The organism is Candidatus Bathyarchaeia archaeon, from assembly GCA_038882715.1.
Taxonomy (GTDB): Archaea; Thermoproteota; Bathyarchaeia; order Bathyarchaeales; family DTEX01; genus DTEX01.
Genome location: JAVZNR010000008.1, coordinates 1 through 19,898 on the forward strand (window position 1 = coordinate 1; position 19,898 = coordinate 19,898).

Sequence of the window (19,898 nt, forward strand, 5' to 3'; positions counted from 1 at the left end):
TCCACCAAAACTTATGGTTATCGCAGAAGCTAAAGTTCTGCTTATGGTATCTCTCAAGCTAACAAAGCCGTTTTTGAAATGGTATCTTTCAATTACAAGTTCTGTTCCGCAACCGCACTCTTTATTTTCCGCCAACAGTCTTATTGTTAAATATCCTCCAAGGAGCGCAACAATTGTTGAGGCTAAAAGAAATGAAGAATTCCAGTTTACAATAATAAATGAAGCATAATTTAGCAGTTCGTAAATGTAGACAAGGAGGAATATGGCTAAGCCAATTATTGAGCCTAAAATTAAGGGCAGCACCCAATACTTTGCTACTTCAAAGAATCTTTTACTGCTCAGCCTCAAATTTTATCCGCTCCTTATCTGAACCTCCTGATCAGCCCTAACTAAACTAACCCCAAAATCATGAATAACTTCATTAATCCACCGCAAAACGATCCCTGAGCCCAACGCTCATTATAATGAACACTCATCGAAAGACCCTCTACCTCAAATTATTTCTTTCATACTGTCGAAAATTAAAGTTTATAGAAGCAAATTTAATTATTGAAAGCTGACAATTGAAGAATTAGTTTTTCACGTTTCTCACATAAATATTTTCGGAGTATCCCTTTAGAACGTGTTTAGAATTTCCTTCGTTTTCATAGGAATTTGTAGTATTCGTCGCAACCATACATCAACTTGATCTAGAGTACGCCTTTCTCCTAATTAGGCTAGCTTCCCAAGCCGTAAAGAGCATATATATTGTCTCTGAAGGCGCTGCAAGACTCGAAAGGGGGCCGCATATTCTGCGTCCCGAAGAACTTAATGCGCCTCGATGATTTGGTCCGTTGGAGAAACCCATACTGCTTTAAAACCCTATATCTGATATCGGCAGATCCCTCAACTGCTCCTTAAGCACCTTACCCTCTCACGCGGATGCGTGTTCTTAGCCTTGAGATCCCGTCCTCATCTCTCATGCCCCTCTTTCCAGTACTTTATGAGTTCGAGTATGACGTCCTCCAGGCTTCTAGGCTTTCCATTCCTCGCCTCCAGCTGCCCCCTAATCTTCACAAGCTCCTCCCTAGTGCTCTCATAAACTTGAATCGACGTCCTCTTTCCAGGCAACGTCCTCACCATCCTAATTTATTGTTTATGGAGTGAATATATTTAATGTTTTCTATGGAGAAGCGGAAGATTTAAATCTATGCATTCCATAGAATATATGAAAAACAATAAATACATGGAGGTGATGGAACATGGTGTCCGAAATAAAATCCGTGGATAAATTTAGCCTAAATGGGGAAGGAAGAAGCCTATTTGAGAAAGTCCTCAAATCCCTGCCCTCTGAGATTAGGAGCGCCTATGAGGGGGCTCCTAGGCGTGGTAGCCGGGCGCATGAGTTGGTTAGGCTTTATACTGCGCTTTATATGTTGCGTGAGGGCTATACGGATATAAGCTTTGAGAAGGTTGTTGAGACGGGTAATGGCGAGCCGATATATGTGGATATATTCGCTAGGGACGGAGACTACAATGTTTATGTTGAGTGCGAGCGCTATCCGGCTAAGGATAGGATTGAGAGGCGCGCGGGAGCCATTAAGTCTAGGGATAACTTCGCCAAGGTTATTGTAGCGCTCCAGGATAGGTGCGGCTGGTACTCTGGGCTGCTGAGCAGGGCTGCCAGCGTCTGGATCGTCTGCCGAAATGGCGAGGTCATGTATCCGGGCAGCTGGGAGTCTGAGAGGAGAAGGACCCTATATATGTCTATCCATGAGGCTGCACTCATATGCGCCCTAGCAGACTACAGGGAGGCTGAGAAGATTTATGGAGAGGCTAGGGCGCGGGCCGTTGAGGAGGAGGTCTTCTGGAGACCGCTGATAGACAAGGCTCTGGCCGCGGTCCTCGGAGGATCAAACGAGTGGGCTTTAAATGTGCCGATAAGGGGCGTGTGGCGCCAGAGGGCTGAGGAGGCTGAGAGGAGGCTTCTGGAGTATAAGGCTGAGGTCTTAGGGAGGGCTATACCGGTGCTCAACGCCATTCTAGCGCTAGCCTCACCATACCAGATAGAGGTCGATGAGGATGGATCACTAAAATTCTCAATTGACTGGGAGGCATGGGAGTGGCTCGGCTGGAAGGACTACCCATGCTCCGAAAACAACGTCCACCTCAAGCTCCTAGAGAAGGTACTTAGGAGAGAGCTTAGGATCGCTGCAAAAATGCTGGAGTTCGAGAGGACTGGTAGGATCTCCGAGGAGTATAAGATGGATGTATCCATGGCTAAGCTGGAGGCCCTAGCCAGGGAGATAGATGCCAGAGAAAAAACGCTTAAGCAGCTAAGGGACCTCATCAGGCAGATTAAGGAGGATGGATAGATCCTCACGCATATGCGTATCCCCACATGGCCTATAGGGCGGCGCCTATGGAATCAGATCAACTAGGCGTATTTAACAAGGAGGTAATTCAGCTAAGGGATACATTAATCAGTTTGGCTGCGGAGATAGCCGCCAAATATTCCAGCAGTGTCAGCAGTAAGAAGGTCATTGATCCGCTAATGGAGAACCTTTGTGAGCGCTGCATTATTGAGAGGCTTAAGGCCGGCTACTCCGGGGATGAGGAGGTAGATAGGGTTTGGAGGAACCTACATGAATACGCTGTTTCGCTGCTCGTCGAGCGGCTCAAGAATGAGCTGGCGGCCAAGGGCTTCCCAATAAATATATTCAGCGAGGCAGATATGACGCACTTCTAATCGTCGATAGAAGGAGCATTCAGATACTTAATGGTGGAGGAAATATCTGCATAGAGGCGAAAACTGGGCTAAACATATCTTTAAGCCAGTCAGAGAAGTATATGTGGAATGGGACAACAGTTGTTCTCGTTAGGTTTTCGTCCGGCGACGCAATAGTGTTCAGGGCCGCTGAGTGGGCTGACTTCTTGAAGGCGGCGTTAGCCGACCGCATAGAGAAGGCGAAGCGTATTCTGAATGGAAGATTTATCTTGGTTCCGGGCAGGGATTGCTATGAATGCCCAATAAAGTCGTGTAGGTTCAATAAGAGGAGTGATGGGGAGGGCGAGTCATCTAAGTCTCGAAGCATAGAAGACCTCTTTGACAGCTTTAGGAGAAACGCCTACAAAGCTATTGAAAGAGCCATTAAGGCGGTTATGGCCGAACTAAACCAGGTGCTAAAGGATGAGACAAACCACATAACCAACTCATAAGCACTCTTCAGGAGGCGATAAAATGCTGTCTCAACTCACCATTATGGAACGCAAAGCAACGGCAGAGATGAAAATTTCCCATAAAGATTTGGCTGATGGATGGTTAAGTCGATTTGAGAGCATTAATAAATTGTTAAAGAAGCTGTCGAGAAAGAGTAAAAGTGAGTGGACAAAACGCACCTATCTCTCGATAATAGCCAATTTATGTAACCGAGTAAAGGTAAACCCAGATGAGTTAATTAGGCTTAAAAAAGAGGACGTAGAGAAAATTATCCAGGAATACTGTGATGAACTAAATGGTCGTAGCTGCAGCCGAAGATACATTAACGGCATAATTCACGTTATGCGTTCCTTCTTTAAAGCAAACGGAATCGATATTACTCTTGAAGGATACTATACGCCTTCAAGATATAGGAAGAGACCCGAATATATACCAACAAAGGAGGAAGTTTATGCTATGGCTGACTGCGCTGGCAGTCTCCGCAACAGAGCTATAATCTTATTCCTACTTTCAACTGGTCTCAGGGTTTCAACGCTAATTGCCTTAACGTATGGTGACATTAAGGATGATCTGGAAAAAGGTTATCCAATAATTAGGGTTCCAGTATATCCCGAAATGAAGAAGCGAGTTCCAGGGGCATGCAAAAACAACGTACCCTACTACACGTTCGCATGTGAGGAGGCGGTTAAGGCCTTGCGATTATATCTTCGTGAGAGGATTGAGAAGTATGGGTCAATAGAACCTTACGAGCCGCTTTTCTGCTCCGAATATAATCAAATAAGTTTTCAAGAGCGTAGGTTGAAGTTCATGACTCCAAGGGAGGTTCAGAGAATTATTAAGGATGCTGCAAGAAAAGCCGGAATTGCTAACTGGATGTACGTTACTCCCCACTCACTTAGGAAGACTTATGAATCGATGCTCCGCAGCGAGCTTATCGATGGAGGAAGATTAGACGTAAAGACTCAAGAGTTTCTTATGGGGCATATTCTACCAGGATCTCAAGATGCGTATTACGATAAAACCAAATGCGAGCAACTTAGACTCGAATACGCAAGAATAAACTTCGGGAGAAAAGTTGTTGAAAACAAATTCAGCCTCCTCGAAACCGCTTTAACCAAAGCTTTTGAAGGGACTGGAATCGATTGGAAAGAGGTTTTAATAGAATATGTAAAAACGAGGATGAACTTATGCTTCTGAAGGATTATTAATGAGATGATTATTTATTAGAACTCCGCCTCAACAATCATTCTCCCATCTGGAAGCTTAAACCTGACAATCCATCCATTCTCAAGATAATTCTCAACTTCGTTGACATCGATGATTTTCTGCTTTTTCTTTTTACCTATCTTGGCTTTGCTAGGATTGGGGATCATCTTTGAAAATTTCTCTCTCAGTTCTTCCACCTTACCCCAATCATAATAGAAGTCCATTGACCCCTCCATAACATGACCGAATAAAAACTCTTGGTCTCGAATGTCGAGTCTTGTCGCCTCAGGCTGGTTCCGCAAAAAGCTCTGAAAAGTTTTTCGAAGTGAATGGGGAGTTACTTCTCTCCATCGTTCAAGCCCAGCGGCTTTGGCAGCGTTCTTCACTATACGATTAACCTGCCTTGCGCTTAAAGGTCTCTTTCTCCTCATCTCCTTTCTTATCTGATTATAATTTGTTATGAAGAGCGGTTCATCATCCTCAATATCTCCAAAGGCCCGCTTTCTTTCCTCAATATAAAGCTTCAATGTCTTGGTAGCTTTCTTAGTAGTAAAAGTATAATATCTAATGTTGCCTTTACATGCATTCGCAACAACTTCCTTCATCTCAGGATAGACTTTAATTTGAACATTCTCTACGCCCTTCTCTAGCTCATCTTTGACGTCTTTATATCTCAGCGCTAATAGTGTTGAAACTCTCAATCCCGAAAAAGCCATAAGAAGAATCATTGACTTATCCCTTAAATTGCCCGCCACCTCCGCCATCTTCAGTGCTTCACTAGGCGTTGGAATATACTCACTACGTTTACTGTATCGAGGCGGTATAGAGGGCGGAGAAACCTCTATATTGTTAAGCCCATTTACTCTAAAGAATGTTTTGAGGACGTTTACAGTAGTTGCAATATACCGTAAGCTCCTACCTTTTTCCCGCATCTCCTTGATCATTTCCTCAACCATTTCCTTTATCCTGTTCTTAGGCATTTTCACTAAAGTATCCGGATCTACATTGAACCTTGCACAAAACCGATAAATAGTACTACTATAAGTTTTCCTAGCAGCCTCACTGCCACTCTTCCTAATCCCCAAATATGTAAGCAGATTATTAACAGATCTATAACTGCTGCTCCACCCATCAATCTTAAGCACTCTCTCCCAGATTTCCGTTCTACGACACTGCAGTGTCGTAGAATGACAATTCTGCGAAACCGTGGTGTCGCAGAACGCTTTGCTTGTATCAATTGTTTTTTCACCAGAACTATTATAGTAATTGCTAGTGGAGAAAAATTCGTCCAGCGTTTGATCTATAAGATTCGATTTTCCTCCATATTTTAGCTGACCTTTCTTTCTTTTGTTTTGCCTGTTCATGGTTCAATAAATTAATGATAAAAACTGGAATAAAAAGTTTACTGATTATCAGTTATTTACTGAATTATAGATATTTTCTTTTAAGTCAGTAAAGCTTATTAAATTGGATCTTAAAGAATTTTGGTGGGAGGTTTAAGTATGCCAGCTCCGGGCTATAAAAATTTTACAATTAGGAGGGAGGCTGCTGAGAGGCTTGAGACCTATGCCTCTCTTAATGGTTTAAAGCTTGTGCAGTTGATTGATAGGCTCGCCGAGGAGATTGAGATAGATGTTCCCTTTATGTATTTGTTGAAGGCTGTTAAGAATTCAAGGCTTTTTATGCTTAAGGAGGCTGTTGAGACTGAGTATCTACGGGACCTGCTTGTTAGGCTTTATCTAAACTTAAATGCTGTTTCCCTTGAGCTGCGGTCTATTGTTCACCCGGATGCTTACTTGGCTTCCTACTCTTACATAAAGACCGCTATTATACCTATTATTGATATAGTGGATTATCAGGTATCAAGGCTAAAGAAGATTCTTGATGAATCCTATCCGAAAGGGTGGGCTACACCTCTACCTCCACTCCCAACGGCTTACGGCTGGCTCCAACCTTATAGGCAGCCCTCCGAGCAATTAGAATCGACGATTAAGGAACGAATACTAGAGTTCTTTGAGTTTATAGAGAAGCAGATTGATGATTCATTAATAATTCTTGAGAAGTTAAAGCCATACCTACCCCAGCTCTGGGAGAGCATGGAGGAGACACTCAATCAGGCTCTACTAATACTTAGAGAAAAGGTCGTAAACAGGTTAAGTTAAGTGCAGAGTTGTTATTTTTATAACCTTGTCTACGGGTCATCATTTTTCCTGTCTATACCCGCTCATATTTTGGCATATGCCTTCATCCCTAATATAATCCGCTTTTAAATTTAGAGCCCTCTCATATCTCTGGTGGTGTACGTGGCTGACAGCAGATATGTTGTTATTCGTGAGGAGGATCTTAAGGCAATTTTAAGGGAAGTTTCCGCCTTGAAGGCTATTCTTGCCGAGTGCCTTGAGATCCTGCGAGGACGCCTTGAAGGGTCTTCTCGAGGTTCTCGATGCGCTTAAATGCCTCCTCAAGCATCCCAATTATCTCCTCCTCCCTTTTGCGCTCCTCTTCCTCAATCTTCATCGCCAGACCTTTATCGAGTATATACCCGCAACACTCGCACCTAATATTATTTGGCGGGTTTATGCTTCCACATCTTGGGCACTGTGCTGGCTTCAGTATTCCATCAGCCCGCTTAGCTTCTTTAAGTCCATGGATCTCTAGAACAGTTTCTTCTAAGTCTCTTGCTGAGAAGTGCACGTAGCGCCTAGCCATCTTAGAGCCGTGAACCCAGCCTGCATAGAGCTCAAGCTTACTCTCTGTCAACACCTTTGCTAGGGCTGTTAGGCATGAGTGCCTAAAAAGGTATGGCCAAACATCCCTCCTCAACCCAGCCTTTTTGGCCAGCTCCTTCACTAGCTTCCTGAAATAGTAGTAGCTCATCGCCTCGCTCTTTGAGTTGTTGCTAAGCGATATCCATAATGGTGCATCAGGATCATGCCTTCTAGGATGCTTCATCAGCCAATCCAGTAAGAGCCTATGGCTCGCAACCAGCGGAATCCTCTTAACGCCAGTCTTACCGCACACGGAGATTAGGCAGTAATTGTCCCTAAACTCAACGCTTCTAACTTTCATTGTTAATAGCTCGCTTGGCCTTAATGCAGCCTCGAACAGGACTGATATTAACGCTCTATCCCGCTCATTCTCAGCGGCGTTGATCATGGCTTTAACATCCTCAAGCGAAAGCAGCATTTCTGGCTTAACCTTAGAATCCTTCTCACTCCTATTAATGCTGAACCATGAGACCTCGGGCGGCACAGGAGTATTGCGCCCACAGTTACCACACTTAGCGTATTGAACCAGCTTCCTAACAAGTATCTTAAGATCCTCCTTAGTTGAAGACTTGTATGGCTGGCTATTTATCCAAGCTATTACGCGCTCAACCATACGCCTATCAGCCCCAGCCGGATCGAATGGGCAATTCTTCATCAACGTGCATAGGAGGTTAGCGTACTTAGCAACCCTACCAACCGATAATCCAAGAGCGCTCAAATGATCTATGAATGATAGTAGTAGGCTGCTGTTCTCCAGCCTACTCAGCCTCTCTCTGGCTCTCTTAAGTCTACCAGCATAATCATGTATATCCGCTATCACATTAAACTCTGTACTCGAAGATTTAAAAGTTGGGCTTATGTGAACCGCACCAGAACTAGGGGTATTGGTGCGGGGGGTGGGATTTGAACCCACGAACCCCTACGGGACAGCCGCCTCAGGGCTGCGCCTTTGACCTGGCTTGGCAACCCCCGCCCTCTAAAAATTATAGATTTAGTTCTTCAGTTAAATCTTTATCGGTTATGTTCATTTTAAGCCTCTATTTTAGCCCAACTATTCTTATTTTTTAATGATACTTTTAAATCTTTAACGCTCATTTAATTAAAAACTTGTGGCGATAAAGCATGTCTACAGCGATGATGCTTAAAGAAGGGGATCTAGACACCTTAGATCAGCGTAGAAGGTTTTCCCTCACCGTTGCTGGGTGCGGTAGGATGGGTTTGCCGACGGCATGCCTTTTCGCGGACGCGGGATTTAACGTCATATGCTTCGACATTAATCCGCAGATCATTAATCGAATCAATAAGGGGCTTAGCCCATTTATTGAGCCTGAGTTAACTAAGATGATAAGAAGGAACTTAAGCGAGAAACGCTTAGCGGCTACAAATGATGCGAAAACAGCGTTCTCTAAAAGCGATATAATAGTTATCGTGGTCGATACCCCAATAGATGAGAAGAAAAGGCCTAACTACGCTAATCTTGAGAATGTTTGTAAAGATATAGGACTGAACTTTATGCATGGATCTATGATCATCTTAGAGAGCACGGTTGGTCCCGGCATGACTGAGGAGGTTGTTAAAAAGACTTTAGAGTTATCTTCCGGACTGAAAGCTGGGAAAGATTTTGGTTTAGCTTTCAGCCCCATACGTGCCAGCGTTGGAAGAGTTATTCACGACCTCGTTAACTACCCTAGGATTTTAGCTGCCATAGATGAGCGGAGCTTAATGGCTGCGAGAACCATATTAAAGACGATTGTTAAGGGGGGAATAGTTGAAGTCAGTAATATTAAGACTGCTGAAACCGTTAAGCTCTTCGAAAACATTTATCGGGATGTTAACTTAGCGCTTGCCAACGAGCTTGCGAAGTTCTGCGAGAAGGCTGGTATAGATTATATTGAAGTGCAAGCTGCTGCTAACACGCAACCATACTGTCACCTACTTAAGCCGGGGATCGTTAGCGGACACATACCTAAAGATCCTTATCTCCTAATATATGAGGCTGAAAACCTCGGCGTTAAGCTTCAAATTCCAATTTTAGCTAGAAGAATAAACGATGAAACCGTTAAGAGGGCGTACAGTCTTATTAAGGACGCTTTTAAGGTGATGGAAAAAACACTCAAGAGGTCGAAGATCGCTGTGCTTGGCATATCCTATAAGCCTAACGTTAAAGAGGTTAAGGGATCGATGGTGATAAATCTAGTTAAGATGATGCAGGACAGGAACATCAAGGTTAGCGTTTTTGATCCATTTTATTCTCCTGAGGAGCTAAAGGATATGGGGTTGCCGGCTGAGAAAAATCTAGCGAAAACCCTGGAGCATGCCGACTGCCTTATTATAGCTGTTGGGCATGATAGGTTTAGGCGTTTAAACCTAAGCAAGATAGGTGTGTTGATGAGGAAGCCAGCCGCCATAGTTGATCTAGCCCACGTAGTTGACCCGTCTAAAGCTGAAAAGGAAGGCTTTATATATCGTGGTCTGGGAAGAGGTGTTTGGACAAAATGAGAAAAGTTAGAATAGCTGTTGTAGGAGCCGGTTTTTGGGGCAGAAACCATGTTAGGGTTTTAAGTGAGATCCCTGAGGCTGAGCTGGTAGCGGTATGCGATATAGATAAGCAGAGGGCTGATGCTCTCTCTGAAAAATATGGCTTAAAGTCGTATGATGACAGCGTGAAAATGTATAAAAATGAAGAGCTGGATGCGGTAACCATATGTGTATGGTCATCTAAGCTCGCCGAGGAATCAATAAAAGCCTTAAAAATGGGTAAGCATGTGTTTGTTGAGAAACCTATGGCTAGCTCTGTGAGAGAAGCGCAGAGAGCCTTAAACCTGGCTGAAGCAAAGAACCTTAAGCTTCAGGTTGGTTTTATAGAGAGGTTCAACCCCGGTGTTAGGCGAGTGAAAAAGGCTATAGATGATGGTGTTATAGGGTCTTTGGTTTTAGCTACCGCGAGAAGGGTGTCAAAGTGGCCTCAGAGGATAGGTGATGTCGGTGTGGTGAGAGATACGGCTATACATGATATAGATGTCATGCGCTTTCTCTTTAATGAAGATCCATCAACGGTTTATGCGAGCGTCGGATATCTTCAGCATGAGAAAATAGAGGATTACGCCCAAATAATGCTCACATTTTCGAGTGGAAGATCAGCTTTTATTGAGGCTAATTGGCTTACACCATACAAAATTAGGAAATTAATAGTTACTGGAAGCGAAGCCATAATAAACCTTGACTACATAACCCAAGAGATGACTATAGAGACTTCAGGTCAGACTTTAACACCAAGATATGAATGGGAAGAACCGCTTAAACTAGAACTGCAGCATTTTGTTGACTGCATATTAAATGATAAGAAGCCATTGGTTTCAGGCATAGATGGTATAAAAGCCCTAAAAATAGCCGAGGCTGCTCTAAAATCGGCCAGCAAGGGGCAACCTATTAAAATTCTATAATAACTTCTAGAGATGCTTTTCCTTAAGGTTAAAGGGTTTCCCCTCGAAAAGTATTTTCTTCGGTATTTTATCACGCCATTTCTCTAGGAAACTTAACTCATCCCTCATGTTTCTTAGCTCGTCGGGAAGCATTTCAGGTATCTCATCCTTTATAGGATACCAACGTAAGCATTTTGGGCAAACTATCATCCCCTCAACTATCTCATCTTTCTCTTCAAAAACATAGAGTTCCAGCGGATGATGCTTATCAATTGGACATGCCAAAATATCCATTAGATGTCTCTTCACGCTTGATCACCCCTATTAATTGTCCCGCGGTCGCAGATAAATATGTCTAAAACTGGCTGATACCATCTTGGCCCCACGGTCCTAACGACCCTCGAAGACAATATGCTGAACCTTGCGCCTAAATTTAAAAGTTTTCGGGATACCTTATCGATCACCTTCTTTATGGGATCCTCATTTTTTCCCGCATGTTCAAAGTCATAGTAATGTATTACGCCGCCACATGGCTTTAAAGCCATTAAGGCGTAATCTAAGTACTCGTAGGCTTTCTCCGGTAGCGGCATGAGAACCCTATCAGCTGTATCGCGCAGTCTAGATAAAATCACTTCCTTCGAGTCTCCCTCAATCGGCTCAACGATCCCGTCGACCCTGTTTAAAGCTACATTCATACGCATGTAGCGGACCGCTTCAGGATTAATATCTATAGAGAACACTTTTTCAGCCTTAGAGAACTTGGCGATCAATATTGAAAAGCAGCCGACGCCAGCAAACATGTTAACCACAACCTCTCCCGGCTTAACTTGCCTCGCTACCCTCATGCGCTCGTAAGAAAGCCTTGGGGAAAAATAGCATTTACTTAAATCAACCTTAAATAGGCAGCCATGCTCCCTATGAACAGTTTCAGTCCTCTTCTCGCCGCGCAGCCACTTTAATTCCCTTAATCGCAGCTCTCCCGCGGTCGGCCCAACCTGACATAAAACTGTCTTCACATTTCGGTGTATCCGCATTATGGCGTCAGCGATTATCTCGCTCTTATTTTTGAGGGCTTCCGGCACTTTGAGAATGGCTATGTCGCCAACTATGTCAAAAGACTTGTACACCATCTTTATTTCTGAGGTTTCAAGTATGTTTGCGAGCTCATCCTTTAATTTCATAAAGTTCATCTCGTGTCATCCCTATTTTCAAAAATTTTTCCGAGCTCTTTCTTAACAGACCTGATAAGTTCTCTGGTTTCTTTATTGATTGCGGAAAGCGTGAGAAAATACGCTAGGGCTCCCATAAGCACCCTAAATATTGTTAATGTGAGCCTCGCTGGAAATTGAAGAGCCCAAATAACTATGGTCATAAGCAATGCTGCGCAGAAATATTTTCCAATATCTCTCCAGGGAATTTTAAAGGGCATGCTTTTTTTCGCTATTATGTATTTTGCTAATGTCAGCGAAATATTTACTATAGTGTTTATGGATGCAAAGTATAATGTTGCCTCTGGAGCATTCAATTCCAGCGACCCTAAAACAGCATATACTGACGGGACGACGATGGCCGCTTGCACATAATTTAGCGTTAATAGCAGAAACAACCTGCTTCTAATCATCTTACTATAGGATATTTCGGGCTCAACATCTATTCTCTCCGTTCCGCTGATGATTGATTCGAATATCGATGAGAAAACGGAGAAAAAAGCGCTTAAAGATAAGATTATAAGCGTCAGCCTCGCTGCACCATATACTGGGTTAAGTATTAGTAGGAGCTGTTCTGAAAGGATTATGGCGCCTAAACTCATCGGTATAACGAACATGGAAACCATTTTTAGGGAGAGCGTTACATCCTTTAGCTCGGGCCTTGATAGAAGTTTTGGATATAGGGCAGATGAGAGGAAGGATGAGTATCCTATTATTGAAGCAATCGCCGAAGCGGCTCCGTAATAAGCTCTCGATAGATCACCACCATAAATAAATAGGAAAATGTTTGCGAGCATAAGTATTCTTCCGCTTAAAATGCCATAAACGTTTAGCAGCGAAGCCTTAAACCATTTACCAACATAATCTCGAACAGCTTTTTCTCTGAGGTCATGGAACAGGTATCTCAAATAAAATAATGCTTGGATAATCGATGCCACTGCTATTGACAAGATAGCCCCTATCAAGCTCATTTTCATCGCAATTATCAGCGAGTATCCTAAAGCCAGCTTACTTGCCTCGAAGATAAATAATCCGAATCCGAGATTCTCTGGGCGCCTAGGATAAATTGCCGCCTCAAAAATCGTTAATATGTGGCTTTCGAACACTATTATAGAAGCGACCAGATATACTGGCAGATATTTTTGGCTAATTTGAAGAGCGTCCATAACGACAGGTATTAGAAGAGCATACATTGCCGTAGATATGAAGCCGATTAGAGTATTCATGTTAAATCCGGTCTTAAAAGAGCCTGATTGACATCTTGCTATAAACCTCGTTACCCAAAACGGTATTATTGTGGAGGTTAACGTGAAGTAGGATAAAATATCATTGAGGTTTCCAAGTATACCGTATTCTTCAGGCGATATGCTTCTAGTAACCATTAACGTGAAGAGTAGGCCGGTTCCAATGCTGATAACTCTGAATAGAAATATGATGAAGCCGGAGTATCTAAGTTTAATTTGCTCTTGAGCCAAACACCCTCATCCCGCACTGCAGAAACCTTTGAATACGGCGGTTGTTTAAGAATGTTTTCTCCAATAAATTAATAAACCTTGACGTTAGACTATAATGGCTAGGTCGAGGTATGAGTGCGTTGATATGTTAGGTAGGCTGCCCAGGGCCCCGGATGAACATAAGCCTGGAAGACCCCTTGTCCCCAACGGCTTAGGTATAATCTACGTTTTAGCGTCGGCAATCTATTTATTTATGGTTCATGGCTTTCAAAGCTGGGTTCTCCAAGACTGGGAGAGGCCGTCAGCATTAACGCTGGCTTCCTGTATACTTTTTGGCGGCTTTATGGGTCTCTTGGATGATTGGGCTGATATCCGATGGAGATATAAGGCTTTACTTCCACTCATAGCATCTTTACCGTTAATCATAATTCGTGAAGGCGAGACCCGCATGAGCACATACTTTTTTGGTAAAATAGATTTTGGATTGGCTTACTATTCTATCATTGTTCCAGCCATCGTTACAGTAACCACCAACGCTGTTAACCAGCTCGGCGGGTTAAATGGGCTTGAGACCGTCTGCCCCTCAATAGTCTTGACAGGTTTACTCGTAACCTCAATCATACATGGAAGAAGTGAGAGCATCCTACTTTATGTTCCACTCATAATCTCTTGGGCACTAGCATACTACAATTTTAAGGGAAGGATTTTCGTCGGCAATACCGGCTCATTCGCATTTGGAACAACCCTCGCCGCCTACGCGATTATAGCTAACATGGAGCAGACCTTAGCGATAGCGCTAGTCCCATACATATTTAATTCAGCGCTCGTGCTAATTAACATCGTGATCTTTAAGAGGAGAGCGAGGCTCACCATGAACGGATTAATATTGAAGGCGGATCACAGAAGAAGCCTAATAACGCTGATAGCTTACTATCACCCAACAACGGAGCGAAAAATAGTCACGCTAATATCTTTGCTCTTCATTATTACGACATCTATTGCGGTTATCATATCGACTATTTAGGGCCTTGGGGGTAAAAATGAAAATATGGTATGATGCGTGTACGGGTAAACAAGTCCGCTACGGCGCGGCGATAGCGAAGCGCTTAGAGGAAAAAGGACACGAAATAATATTTACAACGAGAAAGCATCCCGACACAATACCATTAGCGAAGCATCTAGGCTTAAAATTTGAAGTTGTAGGAAAATACGATGCGAAAACACGTTTCACAAGGCTTTACGAAAGCCTTAAGAGACAAATAAAGTTCTCCAAAATGTTTCATGAAACCCCTCCTGACTGCGCTATCTGCCATGCATCGGTTGACCTCTGCCGAGTTGCATTCGGTCTGGGAATACCAATAATATATACGTTCGACACACCTCACGCAGACGTGGTGAACAGGTTAACTCTTCCCCTAGCAAGCGTTATAGTTGCTTCAAAGGCTATTCCGGCAGAAGTAATTCGAAGCTATGGCGCAAAAAATATAGTTCAATTTGATGGTGTAGATGAAGTTGCTTGGATGAAGGATTTTAACCCTTCTATGAATTTCAACTTTGAGAGGCCAGTGATAGTTGTGAGGCAAAGCGAGATTAAGGCAACTTACGCTGAAGGAAAGAACGATATAATGCGGATAATAGCGGAGAAGCTCACCTCGCTAGGACATGTAATATATCTGGCTAGATACAGTAGAAGCCGAATAAAGGGGCTACTTATCCCAAAAGTTTTCGTGGATTCAGCCAGCTTGGCGGCTCAAGCCGACCTCGTCGTGAGCGCTGGCGGAACGATTTCGAGAGAAGCCGCGCTGGCGGGTACACCGAGCATTATAGTTGATATTTTTGGCAGAATACATGTGAATGATTATTTAGCGAGCAAGGGTTTCCCGATATTCACCGTTAAACCGGAGGGCGTCACGAAAACTGCTAGAGAGTATCTTGGAAAGCGTTTCGACGTCAAATCGCTTCTCAGCGATCTTGAGAACCCGGTGGATGTGATTGAGAATATTGTGTATTCATTGGAAGCTAAAGGCAAAGCCTTCTAGCGAACATAGATTTTTTAATCTCATACTCCCCCCTCGTCATAAACGCCTTTGCTGGCACGCCTCTAACCACGGTTTCCGGATCCACATTCTTCGTGACAACGCTTCCAGCCGCTATTACAGCTTTGTTACCCACCACAATGCTAGGCAATATTATCGCGCCGCCGCCAATTATTACATCGCTGCCTACTATCGGCGGCGTTATTCGCTCGCTCACCGGATACCTATCGTTTAGAATTACCACACCTGGTCCTATGAAGACATTATCTCCTATTTTACAGCCGTTTGATATGGTTACGTGCGCTTGAATGTTGCATCCCCTACCTATTTCAACGTTTCTTCCTATATCGCAGAAACTTCCAATTTTAGTTTGCTCACCTATGATAGTGTTATCGCCTATGACAACGTAATTCCATATGATTACGCCGGCACCCAGGCGCACGTTTTTCCCCAATACTACGCCGACACCTATTTTTGGCTTTAATTCCTCCAACCTTATTCACCCTAAACATCAATATATTCCCGCTTAAATAACATTAAAGATTTTATTTATCTAATTCTGACACTTACTACGGTAGGGGAACCATAATAATGTGGGGTTGATGCTGAAATGATGGTTTCTATTAGGGGTGAAAGTTTCCTTTTGGATGGTAGGCCTACTTACGCTGATATGAAGAATGTTAATCCAAGAGCTGTAGGCATGCTGCTAAACGCCCGCATGGTTCAGGCGCTCTTTGAGGATGAGAACCCTGAGACCATGAATCTGTGGCGTTACCCTAATGGAGACGAATTTAACCCGGAGAGAAATACCGATGAGTTTATTGCAGCGTTGCCTCTCTATAGGGCGCATGGCGTTATCGCCTTCACGATAAATATGCAGTGTGGGGGTCCAAAAGCGCGGCACTTCACTGGCAACCAGTAAGCGGTTTTGAGGAGAATGGCGCTTTAAAAAGCTCTTGGATGAATAGGCTTAGGCGGGTTTTAGAGGCTGCGCGAGAGCTGGGCATGGTGGTCATATTAGGGCTATTTTACTTTGGGCAGGATCAGCGGCTGCTTAACGAAGCGGCCGTTAAGCGTGCTGTTGAGAACATGGTTGACTGGTTGATGGGACACCGTTATAGGAATGTTCTCTTAGAGATTGCTAACGAATGCGATCATCCCGGCTACGACCACGAGATCATTAAGCCTAAACGCGTAGTTGAATTGATCTCCTTGGCAAAAGAGATCAGTGATGGAGATCTTCCAGTGTCAACCAGCTTCTGTGGCGGCATCATACCTCCCGACAATATTTTACGCGCTGTCGACTTTGTTCTTCTTCATGGGAATGGGCAAACCCCTGAGGGCATTATAAGCATGGTAAGCGCTGTTAGATCTAGACTCCAGTCCTTTGGCATGCCTAAACCCATAGTGTTTAACGAAGACAGTACAGATCTGCGGAATATGGAGGCAGCGTTAAGCGAAGGCGCGAGCTGGGGCTACTACGATCAGGGACGAAACAATTATAGAGATGGTTTCCAATCGCCGCCTACAAACTGGCTTATCAATACGCCGAGTAAACGCGCCTTCTTCCGTAAGGCCGCTGAGTGGGTTGGCATCTATCCTCCTGAAGGCGTTACCTATGAAATGCAGCGCATGGTTATTGCTCGCCTTAACCCGCAGCTTAACCGGACAATCTGCGTTGTAGGCGATATTAATGGTGATGGAAAAGAAGATGTAGTTATCGGCAGCAGGCAGAAGGGTGAGGACGCCCTCGTCTGGCTTGAACAGATCGCGTCAAACGATTGGAGCGTACATGTGATCGATGATGAGGCAGAGATGCTGGAGTCAGGCGGGGTTTTGGCTGATGTAAATAATGATGGACGCTTAGACTTTATAGCCGGCGGCGATTGGCGAAGCCCATATATTTGGTGGTGGGAGCAGCCGATTAATCCAGCGGAGAGATGGAGACGACATATTATTGGAAAATTCGCTAACAAGTTTCATACGCAGATCTGGATAAATGTTGACAGTGGAGGCGAGCTAGTGACTTGGAATCAGGGGCAAAGAGCTTTATTAAGGTTGAAGCCAGCGGACGATCCGCGAAAAACGTGGCAGTTTTCCTTTATTGCTCGGGACGTGGAGGGCGAGGGGCTTGCGTGGGCGGATGTTGATGGAGACGGTAAATCGGAGCTTATTGCGGGAAACTATTGGTTTAAACCATCCAATGATGAATGTAGGGAGTGGCAGCGCTTCTAGTTCGCGGAAGGATATGTTGGCACGCTTGTTGAAGCCGCAGATCTGGATGGCGATGGGCGGGTGGAGATTGTGCTCTCTGAAGGCGACGCTCAATACTTTGGACGAAAGGAGATGGGCCGGGTTGCATGGTTTAAGGCGAGGAATGATCCCCGCCAACTTTGGCAAGAACATGTGTTAGCTAATGATCTGGTTGATCCGCATTCGCTTGTAGTTGCCGACTTTACTGGCGACGGCCTACCAGATATATGTGTCATTGAAATGGATTTCACAGAGAACCCTCAAGTAATCCTGTTTGTTAACCGAGGCGATGGCGAATTTGAAGCCCATGTTGTCGATGAAGGCGTTGGGAGCCATGATGCTAGGCTCATACATGTAGATGGAAGGCCAGCAATCGTTGGTAAACCGTTCATTGGCAGATGGCTGGGTGAAGTGCACTTATGGATGCCAAAATGGAGAATTAAATCTTAGCCTAAGCTTAAACACTAATGCTTGCTGATCATCAGCGTTTTCATTCGGGAAGCCTTCCAAGGCTCTCTAATTTGTCCGCTACTTCCTTTAAGCCATGCTTCTCTAAAGTTTCCCTTTTAGGCCAACCTGTTTCCGGATCCCATCCTCTAAGGCGATAAAACTCATCCATCAAATTTCTGAATTTATCCAAGTCTAGCCTTATTCCATTCATGTCTGGTTTCTGAAAGTATGGTATTACTGCCTCATCATCCTTTCTTGTTCTTCCTTCCCTAACCATTATCGCCCTCTCAAGGTTGTATATTCTGCTGCCGATGAAATCTAGATACCCTTCAGCGATATCTATCCTAGTGACGGCTGAAAGCATCTTCGCCTCTAAGTAGGTCTCGCCAAAGCCATCCGGCGAGAAAGCGTTAAAAATTACGGGAAAAGCCTGATCGCACACAAGAAGCGAGTCGTCAACAGCAAGCCTATTCTGATGCCATATTGTTGGCTGCGCCTTATATTCGTAGCCGCTTTCAGGATCAACCGCAGCCTCAGAACCATAGAGGCGTTTCCCAATAGCTTTAAGCCTATCTATGGATATGGGCGCATTCTCCCTCATAACCCAATACGTTATGTTTTGAGCATAGCAATGCACCAATGGGTCTCTAGAGTCCATTGCCCATTGGAGGGCCGCAACAATCCAATATGGATATTTTGGCGCCCCGAAAAATCGCCCATCCCAATGCGTCTCAAATCCATGCGCAACGTGCGGTGAAAACTCCCGCCCTTTTCCGAGAATATCTATTGCCCTTGGAACACCCTCGGCGAACACCTTGCCTATACCTTCCTTATATGCTATCTTTTCAAGCATCTTGCTCCAGAACACCCCGCTCTTAAGGTCTATCGGCATACCTAAATCCTCCTCAGTGATCAGCCCCGCCTTAACGCAGTTATCAAGCCATTTGCCGACTCCAGTGAAGCCTAAAACAATCTCCCAATGATTTAAACCCAGTCTATCAGCGATCTCAGCCGCCTCGAAGCCAGCTTCCCAGGGCTTAAATCTCAAATATATGGGAGAACAGCAATGAACTGCGCCAGTATAACGCCTAGAGGAAAGCTTTCCTTCAACATTCTTGTAGACAATCATTTTGCACGCAGACACGTTGCATGCTAAACTACAGGCTTTTAAGTTTGATTCACGTCCCCCTGGGACTCTCCTATACATGATCTTTTGAACGTGCTTACAGATTTCAATTAGTTCTTTCGGCCTCGCAACTTTCACCATCCCAGATCCTTTTACTGTAATTGCCTTTAGATTTTTTGATCCCATAACGGCTCCGAAGCCTCCCTGGCCCGCCGCGCTTTCCAACCCATGATGAATAGTCGCTATTCTAACCAAGTTTTCTCCCGCTGGACCTATACATATGGTTTGCGAGCCGCCCCCATGCTCCTCCATCAACTTTTTCTGAGTTTCAAACGTGTCAAGCCCCCAAAGATTCTTAGCATCCTTAATCTCGACCTCTCCGTCCTCGATCCATAAGTATACCGGTTTTTCGGATCTTCCCTCAATGATTACTCCATCGTAGCCCGCATACTTTAATTCGGCTCCAAAATACCCGCCCATGTTAGATCTCGTGTAATGAGGTTTGGGATAGGCTTGCGGCGCTATGCCCGCAAAGACCATTCTACCCGATGTCGGCGCAATGGTTCCAGTTAATGGTCCCGTCATCATTATTAACTTGTTTTCGGGGCTGAAGGGGTCGATACCGAAAGGAAGCTCTTCCCACGCTATAGCGGCTGCAATGCCCCTTCCACCTATGAATTTCTCCGCATACTTCGTGGTGTCCATCTTATCTATTCTTCCATTTGTCAAATTCACGCGGAGTATCTTTCCAACCCAACCATAGATCTCCATACCGT

The 19,898-nt window shown here is 44.3% G+C and carries 21 protein-coding genes and 1 tRNA gene; 12 read left to right on the forward strand and 10 right to left on the reverse strand.

All coding sequences use genetic code 11. The features are described 5' to 3' along the window. The coding region (locus QXR61_05935; protein MEM3757482.1) for a hypothetical protein at nucleotides 1-348 on the reverse strand (348 nt) is incomplete at its 3' end. 603 nt (nucleotides 349-951) lie between these two features. Next, complete coding sequence (locus QXR61_05940) at nucleotides 952-1,110, reverse strand: hypothetical protein (protein MEM3757483.1); 159 nt, start codon at nucleotides 1,108-1,110, stop codon at nucleotides 952-954. Between the two features lie 131 nt (nucleotides 1,111-1,241). Between QXR61_05940 and QXR61_05945 the strand changes: the two genes are divergently transcribed. The 4 genes from QXR61_05945 (at nucleotide 1,242) to QXR61_05960 (ending at nucleotide 4,396) form a co-directional block, all read left to right on the forward strand. Next, complete coding sequence (locus QXR61_05945; GenBank protein MEM3757484.1) at nucleotides 1,242-2,354, forward strand: hypothetical protein; 1,113 nt, start codon at nucleotides 1,242-1,244, stop codon at nucleotides 2,352-2,354. 47 nt (nucleotides 2,355-2,401) lie between these two features. Next, complete coding sequence (locus QXR61_05950) at nucleotides 2,402-2,728, forward strand: hypothetical protein (GenBank protein ID MEM3757485.1); 327 nt, start codon at nucleotides 2,402-2,404, stop codon at nucleotides 2,726-2,728. Between the two features lie 101 nt (nucleotides 2,729-2,829). Further along, nucleotides 2,830-3,198: a hypothetical protein gene (locus QXR61_05955; GenBank protein ID MEM3757486.1), complete on the forward strand. Its 369-nt coding sequence runs from the start codon at nucleotides 2,830-2,832 to the stop codon at nucleotides 3,196-3,198. A 22-nt stretch (nucleotides 3,199-3,220) separates the two neighbouring features. Continuing rightward, nucleotides 3,221-4,396: a tyrosine-type recombinase/integrase gene (locus tag QXR61_05960; GenBank protein ID MEM3757487.1), complete on the forward strand. Its 1,176-nt coding sequence runs from the start codon at nucleotides 3,221-3,223 to the stop codon at nucleotides 4,394-4,396. Between the two features lie 26 nt (nucleotides 4,397-4,422). Here the strand turns inward: QXR61_05960 and QXR61_05965 are convergent, their stop codons facing one another. Beyond that, nucleotides 4,423-5,769, reverse strand: coding sequence for a tyrosine-type recombinase/integrase (locus QXR61_05965; GenBank protein ID MEM3757488.1), 1,347 nt, complete (start codon nucleotides 5,767-5,769; stop codon nucleotides 4,423-4,425). Nucleotides 5,770-5,907: 138 nt separating this feature from the next. Here QXR61_05965 and QXR61_05970 point away from each other — a divergent pair, with 138 nt between their 5' ends. After that, nucleotides 5,908-6,567: a hypothetical protein gene (locus QXR61_05970; GenBank protein MEM3757489.1), complete on the forward strand. Its 660-nt coding sequence runs from the start codon at nucleotides 5,908-5,910 to the stop codon at nucleotides 6,565-6,567. A 217-nt stretch (nucleotides 6,568-6,784) separates the two neighbouring features. Here the strand turns inward: QXR61_05970 and QXR61_05975 are convergent, their stop codons facing one another. Next, nucleotides 6,785-7,993 carry a tyrosine-type recombinase/integrase gene (locus QXR61_05975; GenBank protein ID MEM3757490.1) on the reverse strand — a complete coding sequence of 403 codons (1,209 nt, stop codon included), beginning with the start codon at nucleotides 7,991-7,993 and terminating at the stop codon, nucleotides 6,785-6,787. A gap of 65 nt (nucleotides 7,994-8,058) precedes the next feature. Next, nucleotides 8,059-8,146, reverse strand: a tRNA-Leu gene (locus QXR61_05980). A 149-nt stretch (nucleotides 8,147-8,295) separates the two neighbouring features. On the opposite strand from QXR61_05980, the gene QXR61_05985 reads away from it, so the two are divergent. Both QXR61_05985 and QXR61_05990 read left to right on the forward strand, forming a co-directional pair. Further along, complete coding sequence (locus QXR61_05985; GenBank protein ID MEM3757491.1) at nucleotides 8,296-9,672, forward strand: nucleotide sugar dehydrogenase; 1,377 nt, start codon at nucleotides 8,296-8,298, stop codon at nucleotides 9,670-9,672. Continuing rightward, nucleotides 9,669-10,616 carry a Gfo/Idh/MocA family oxidoreductase gene (locus QXR61_05990; protein MEM3757492.1) on the forward strand — a complete coding sequence of 316 codons (948 nt, stop codon included), beginning with the start codon at nucleotides 9,669-9,671 and terminating at the stop codon, nucleotides 10,614-10,616. Before QXR61_05985 ends, QXR61_05990 begins: the two co-directional genes overlap by 4 nt. Nucleotides 10,617-10,622: 6 nt before the next feature. Here the strand turns inward: QXR61_05990 and QXR61_05995 are convergent, their stop codons facing one another. From QXR61_05995 to QXR61_06005, 3 genes are read right to left on the reverse strand one after another with little or no spacing between them, the layout of a single operon-like run. Next, the gene (locus tag QXR61_05995; GenBank protein ID MEM3757493.1) at nucleotides 10,623-10,904 is read right to left on the reverse strand and encodes a Trm112 family protein; all 282 of its coding nucleotides are present in this window, start codon (nucleotides 10,902-10,904) and stop codon (nucleotides 10,623-10,625) included. Further along, nucleotides 10,901-11,785, reverse strand: a complete 885-nt coding sequence (locus tag QXR61_06000) for a class I SAM-dependent methyltransferase family protein (protein MEM3757494.1) — start codon at nucleotides 11,783-11,785, stop codon at nucleotides 10,901-10,903. The genes QXR61_05995 and QXR61_06000 overlap by 4 nt, the downstream gene beginning before the upstream one ends. Beyond that, nucleotides 11,782-13,278, reverse strand: coding sequence for a hypothetical protein (locus QXR61_06005; protein ID MEM3757495.1), 1,497 nt, complete (start codon nucleotides 13,276-13,278; stop codon nucleotides 11,782-11,784). The genes QXR61_06000 and QXR61_06005 overlap by 4 nt, the downstream gene beginning before the upstream one ends. 94 nt (nucleotides 13,279-13,372) lie before the next feature. On the opposite strand from QXR61_06005, the gene QXR61_06010 reads away from it, so the two are divergent. After that, complete coding sequence (locus QXR61_06010) at nucleotides 13,373-14,281, forward strand: hypothetical protein (protein ID MEM3757496.1); 909 nt, start codon at nucleotides 13,373-13,375, stop codon at nucleotides 14,279-14,281. A 16-nt stretch (nucleotides 14,282-14,297) separates the two neighbouring features. Next, nucleotides 14,298-15,296, forward strand: a complete 999-nt coding sequence (locus tag QXR61_06015; protein MEM3757497.1) for a DUF354 domain-containing protein — start codon at nucleotides 14,298-14,300, stop codon at nucleotides 15,294-15,296. On the opposite strand, the gene QXR61_06020 is transcribed toward QXR61_06015, so the two are convergent. Then, nucleotides 15,277-15,786, reverse strand: a complete 510-nt coding sequence (locus QXR61_06020) for a DapH/DapD/GlmU-related protein (protein ID MEM3757498.1) — start codon at nucleotides 15,784-15,786, stop codon at nucleotides 15,277-15,279. The two genes, QXR61_06015 and QXR61_06020, sit on opposite strands and share 20 nt — an antisense overlap. 117 nt (nucleotides 15,787-15,903) lie before the next feature. Here QXR61_06020 and QXR61_06025 point away from each other — a divergent pair, with 117 nt between their 5' ends. The 3 genes from QXR61_06025 to QXR61_06035 are packed head-to-tail and all read left to right on the forward strand — an operon-like array spanning nucleotide 15,904 to nucleotide 17,996. Continuing rightward, nucleotides 15,904-16,215 carry a hypothetical protein gene (locus QXR61_06025; protein MEM3757499.1) on the forward strand — a complete coding sequence of 104 codons (312 nt, stop codon included), beginning with the start codon at nucleotides 15,904-15,906 and terminating at the stop codon, nucleotides 16,213-16,215. A 38-nt stretch (nucleotides 16,216-16,253) separates the two neighbouring features. Then, nucleotides 16,254-17,528, forward strand: a complete 1,275-nt coding sequence (locus QXR61_06030) for an FG-GAP and VCBS repeat-containing protein (GenBank protein MEM3757500.1) — start codon at nucleotides 16,254-16,256, stop codon at nucleotides 17,526-17,528. 42 nt (nucleotides 17,529-17,570) lie between these two features. Further along, nucleotides 17,571-17,996, forward strand: coding sequence for a VCBS repeat-containing protein (locus QXR61_06035; GenBank protein MEM3757501.1), 426 nt, complete (start codon nucleotides 17,571-17,573; stop codon nucleotides 17,994-17,996). A 40-nt stretch (nucleotides 17,997-18,036) separates the two neighbouring features. Here the strand turns inward: QXR61_06035 and QXR61_06040 are convergent, their stop codons facing one another. Beyond that, nucleotides 18,037-19,893 carry an aldehyde ferredoxin oxidoreductase N-terminal domain-containing protein gene (locus QXR61_06040; GenBank protein MEM3757502.1) on the reverse strand — a complete coding sequence of 619 codons (1,857 nt, stop codon included), beginning with the start codon at nucleotides 19,891-19,893 and terminating at the stop codon, nucleotides 18,037-18,039. Nucleotides 19,894-19,898 lie beyond the last annotated feature (5 nt).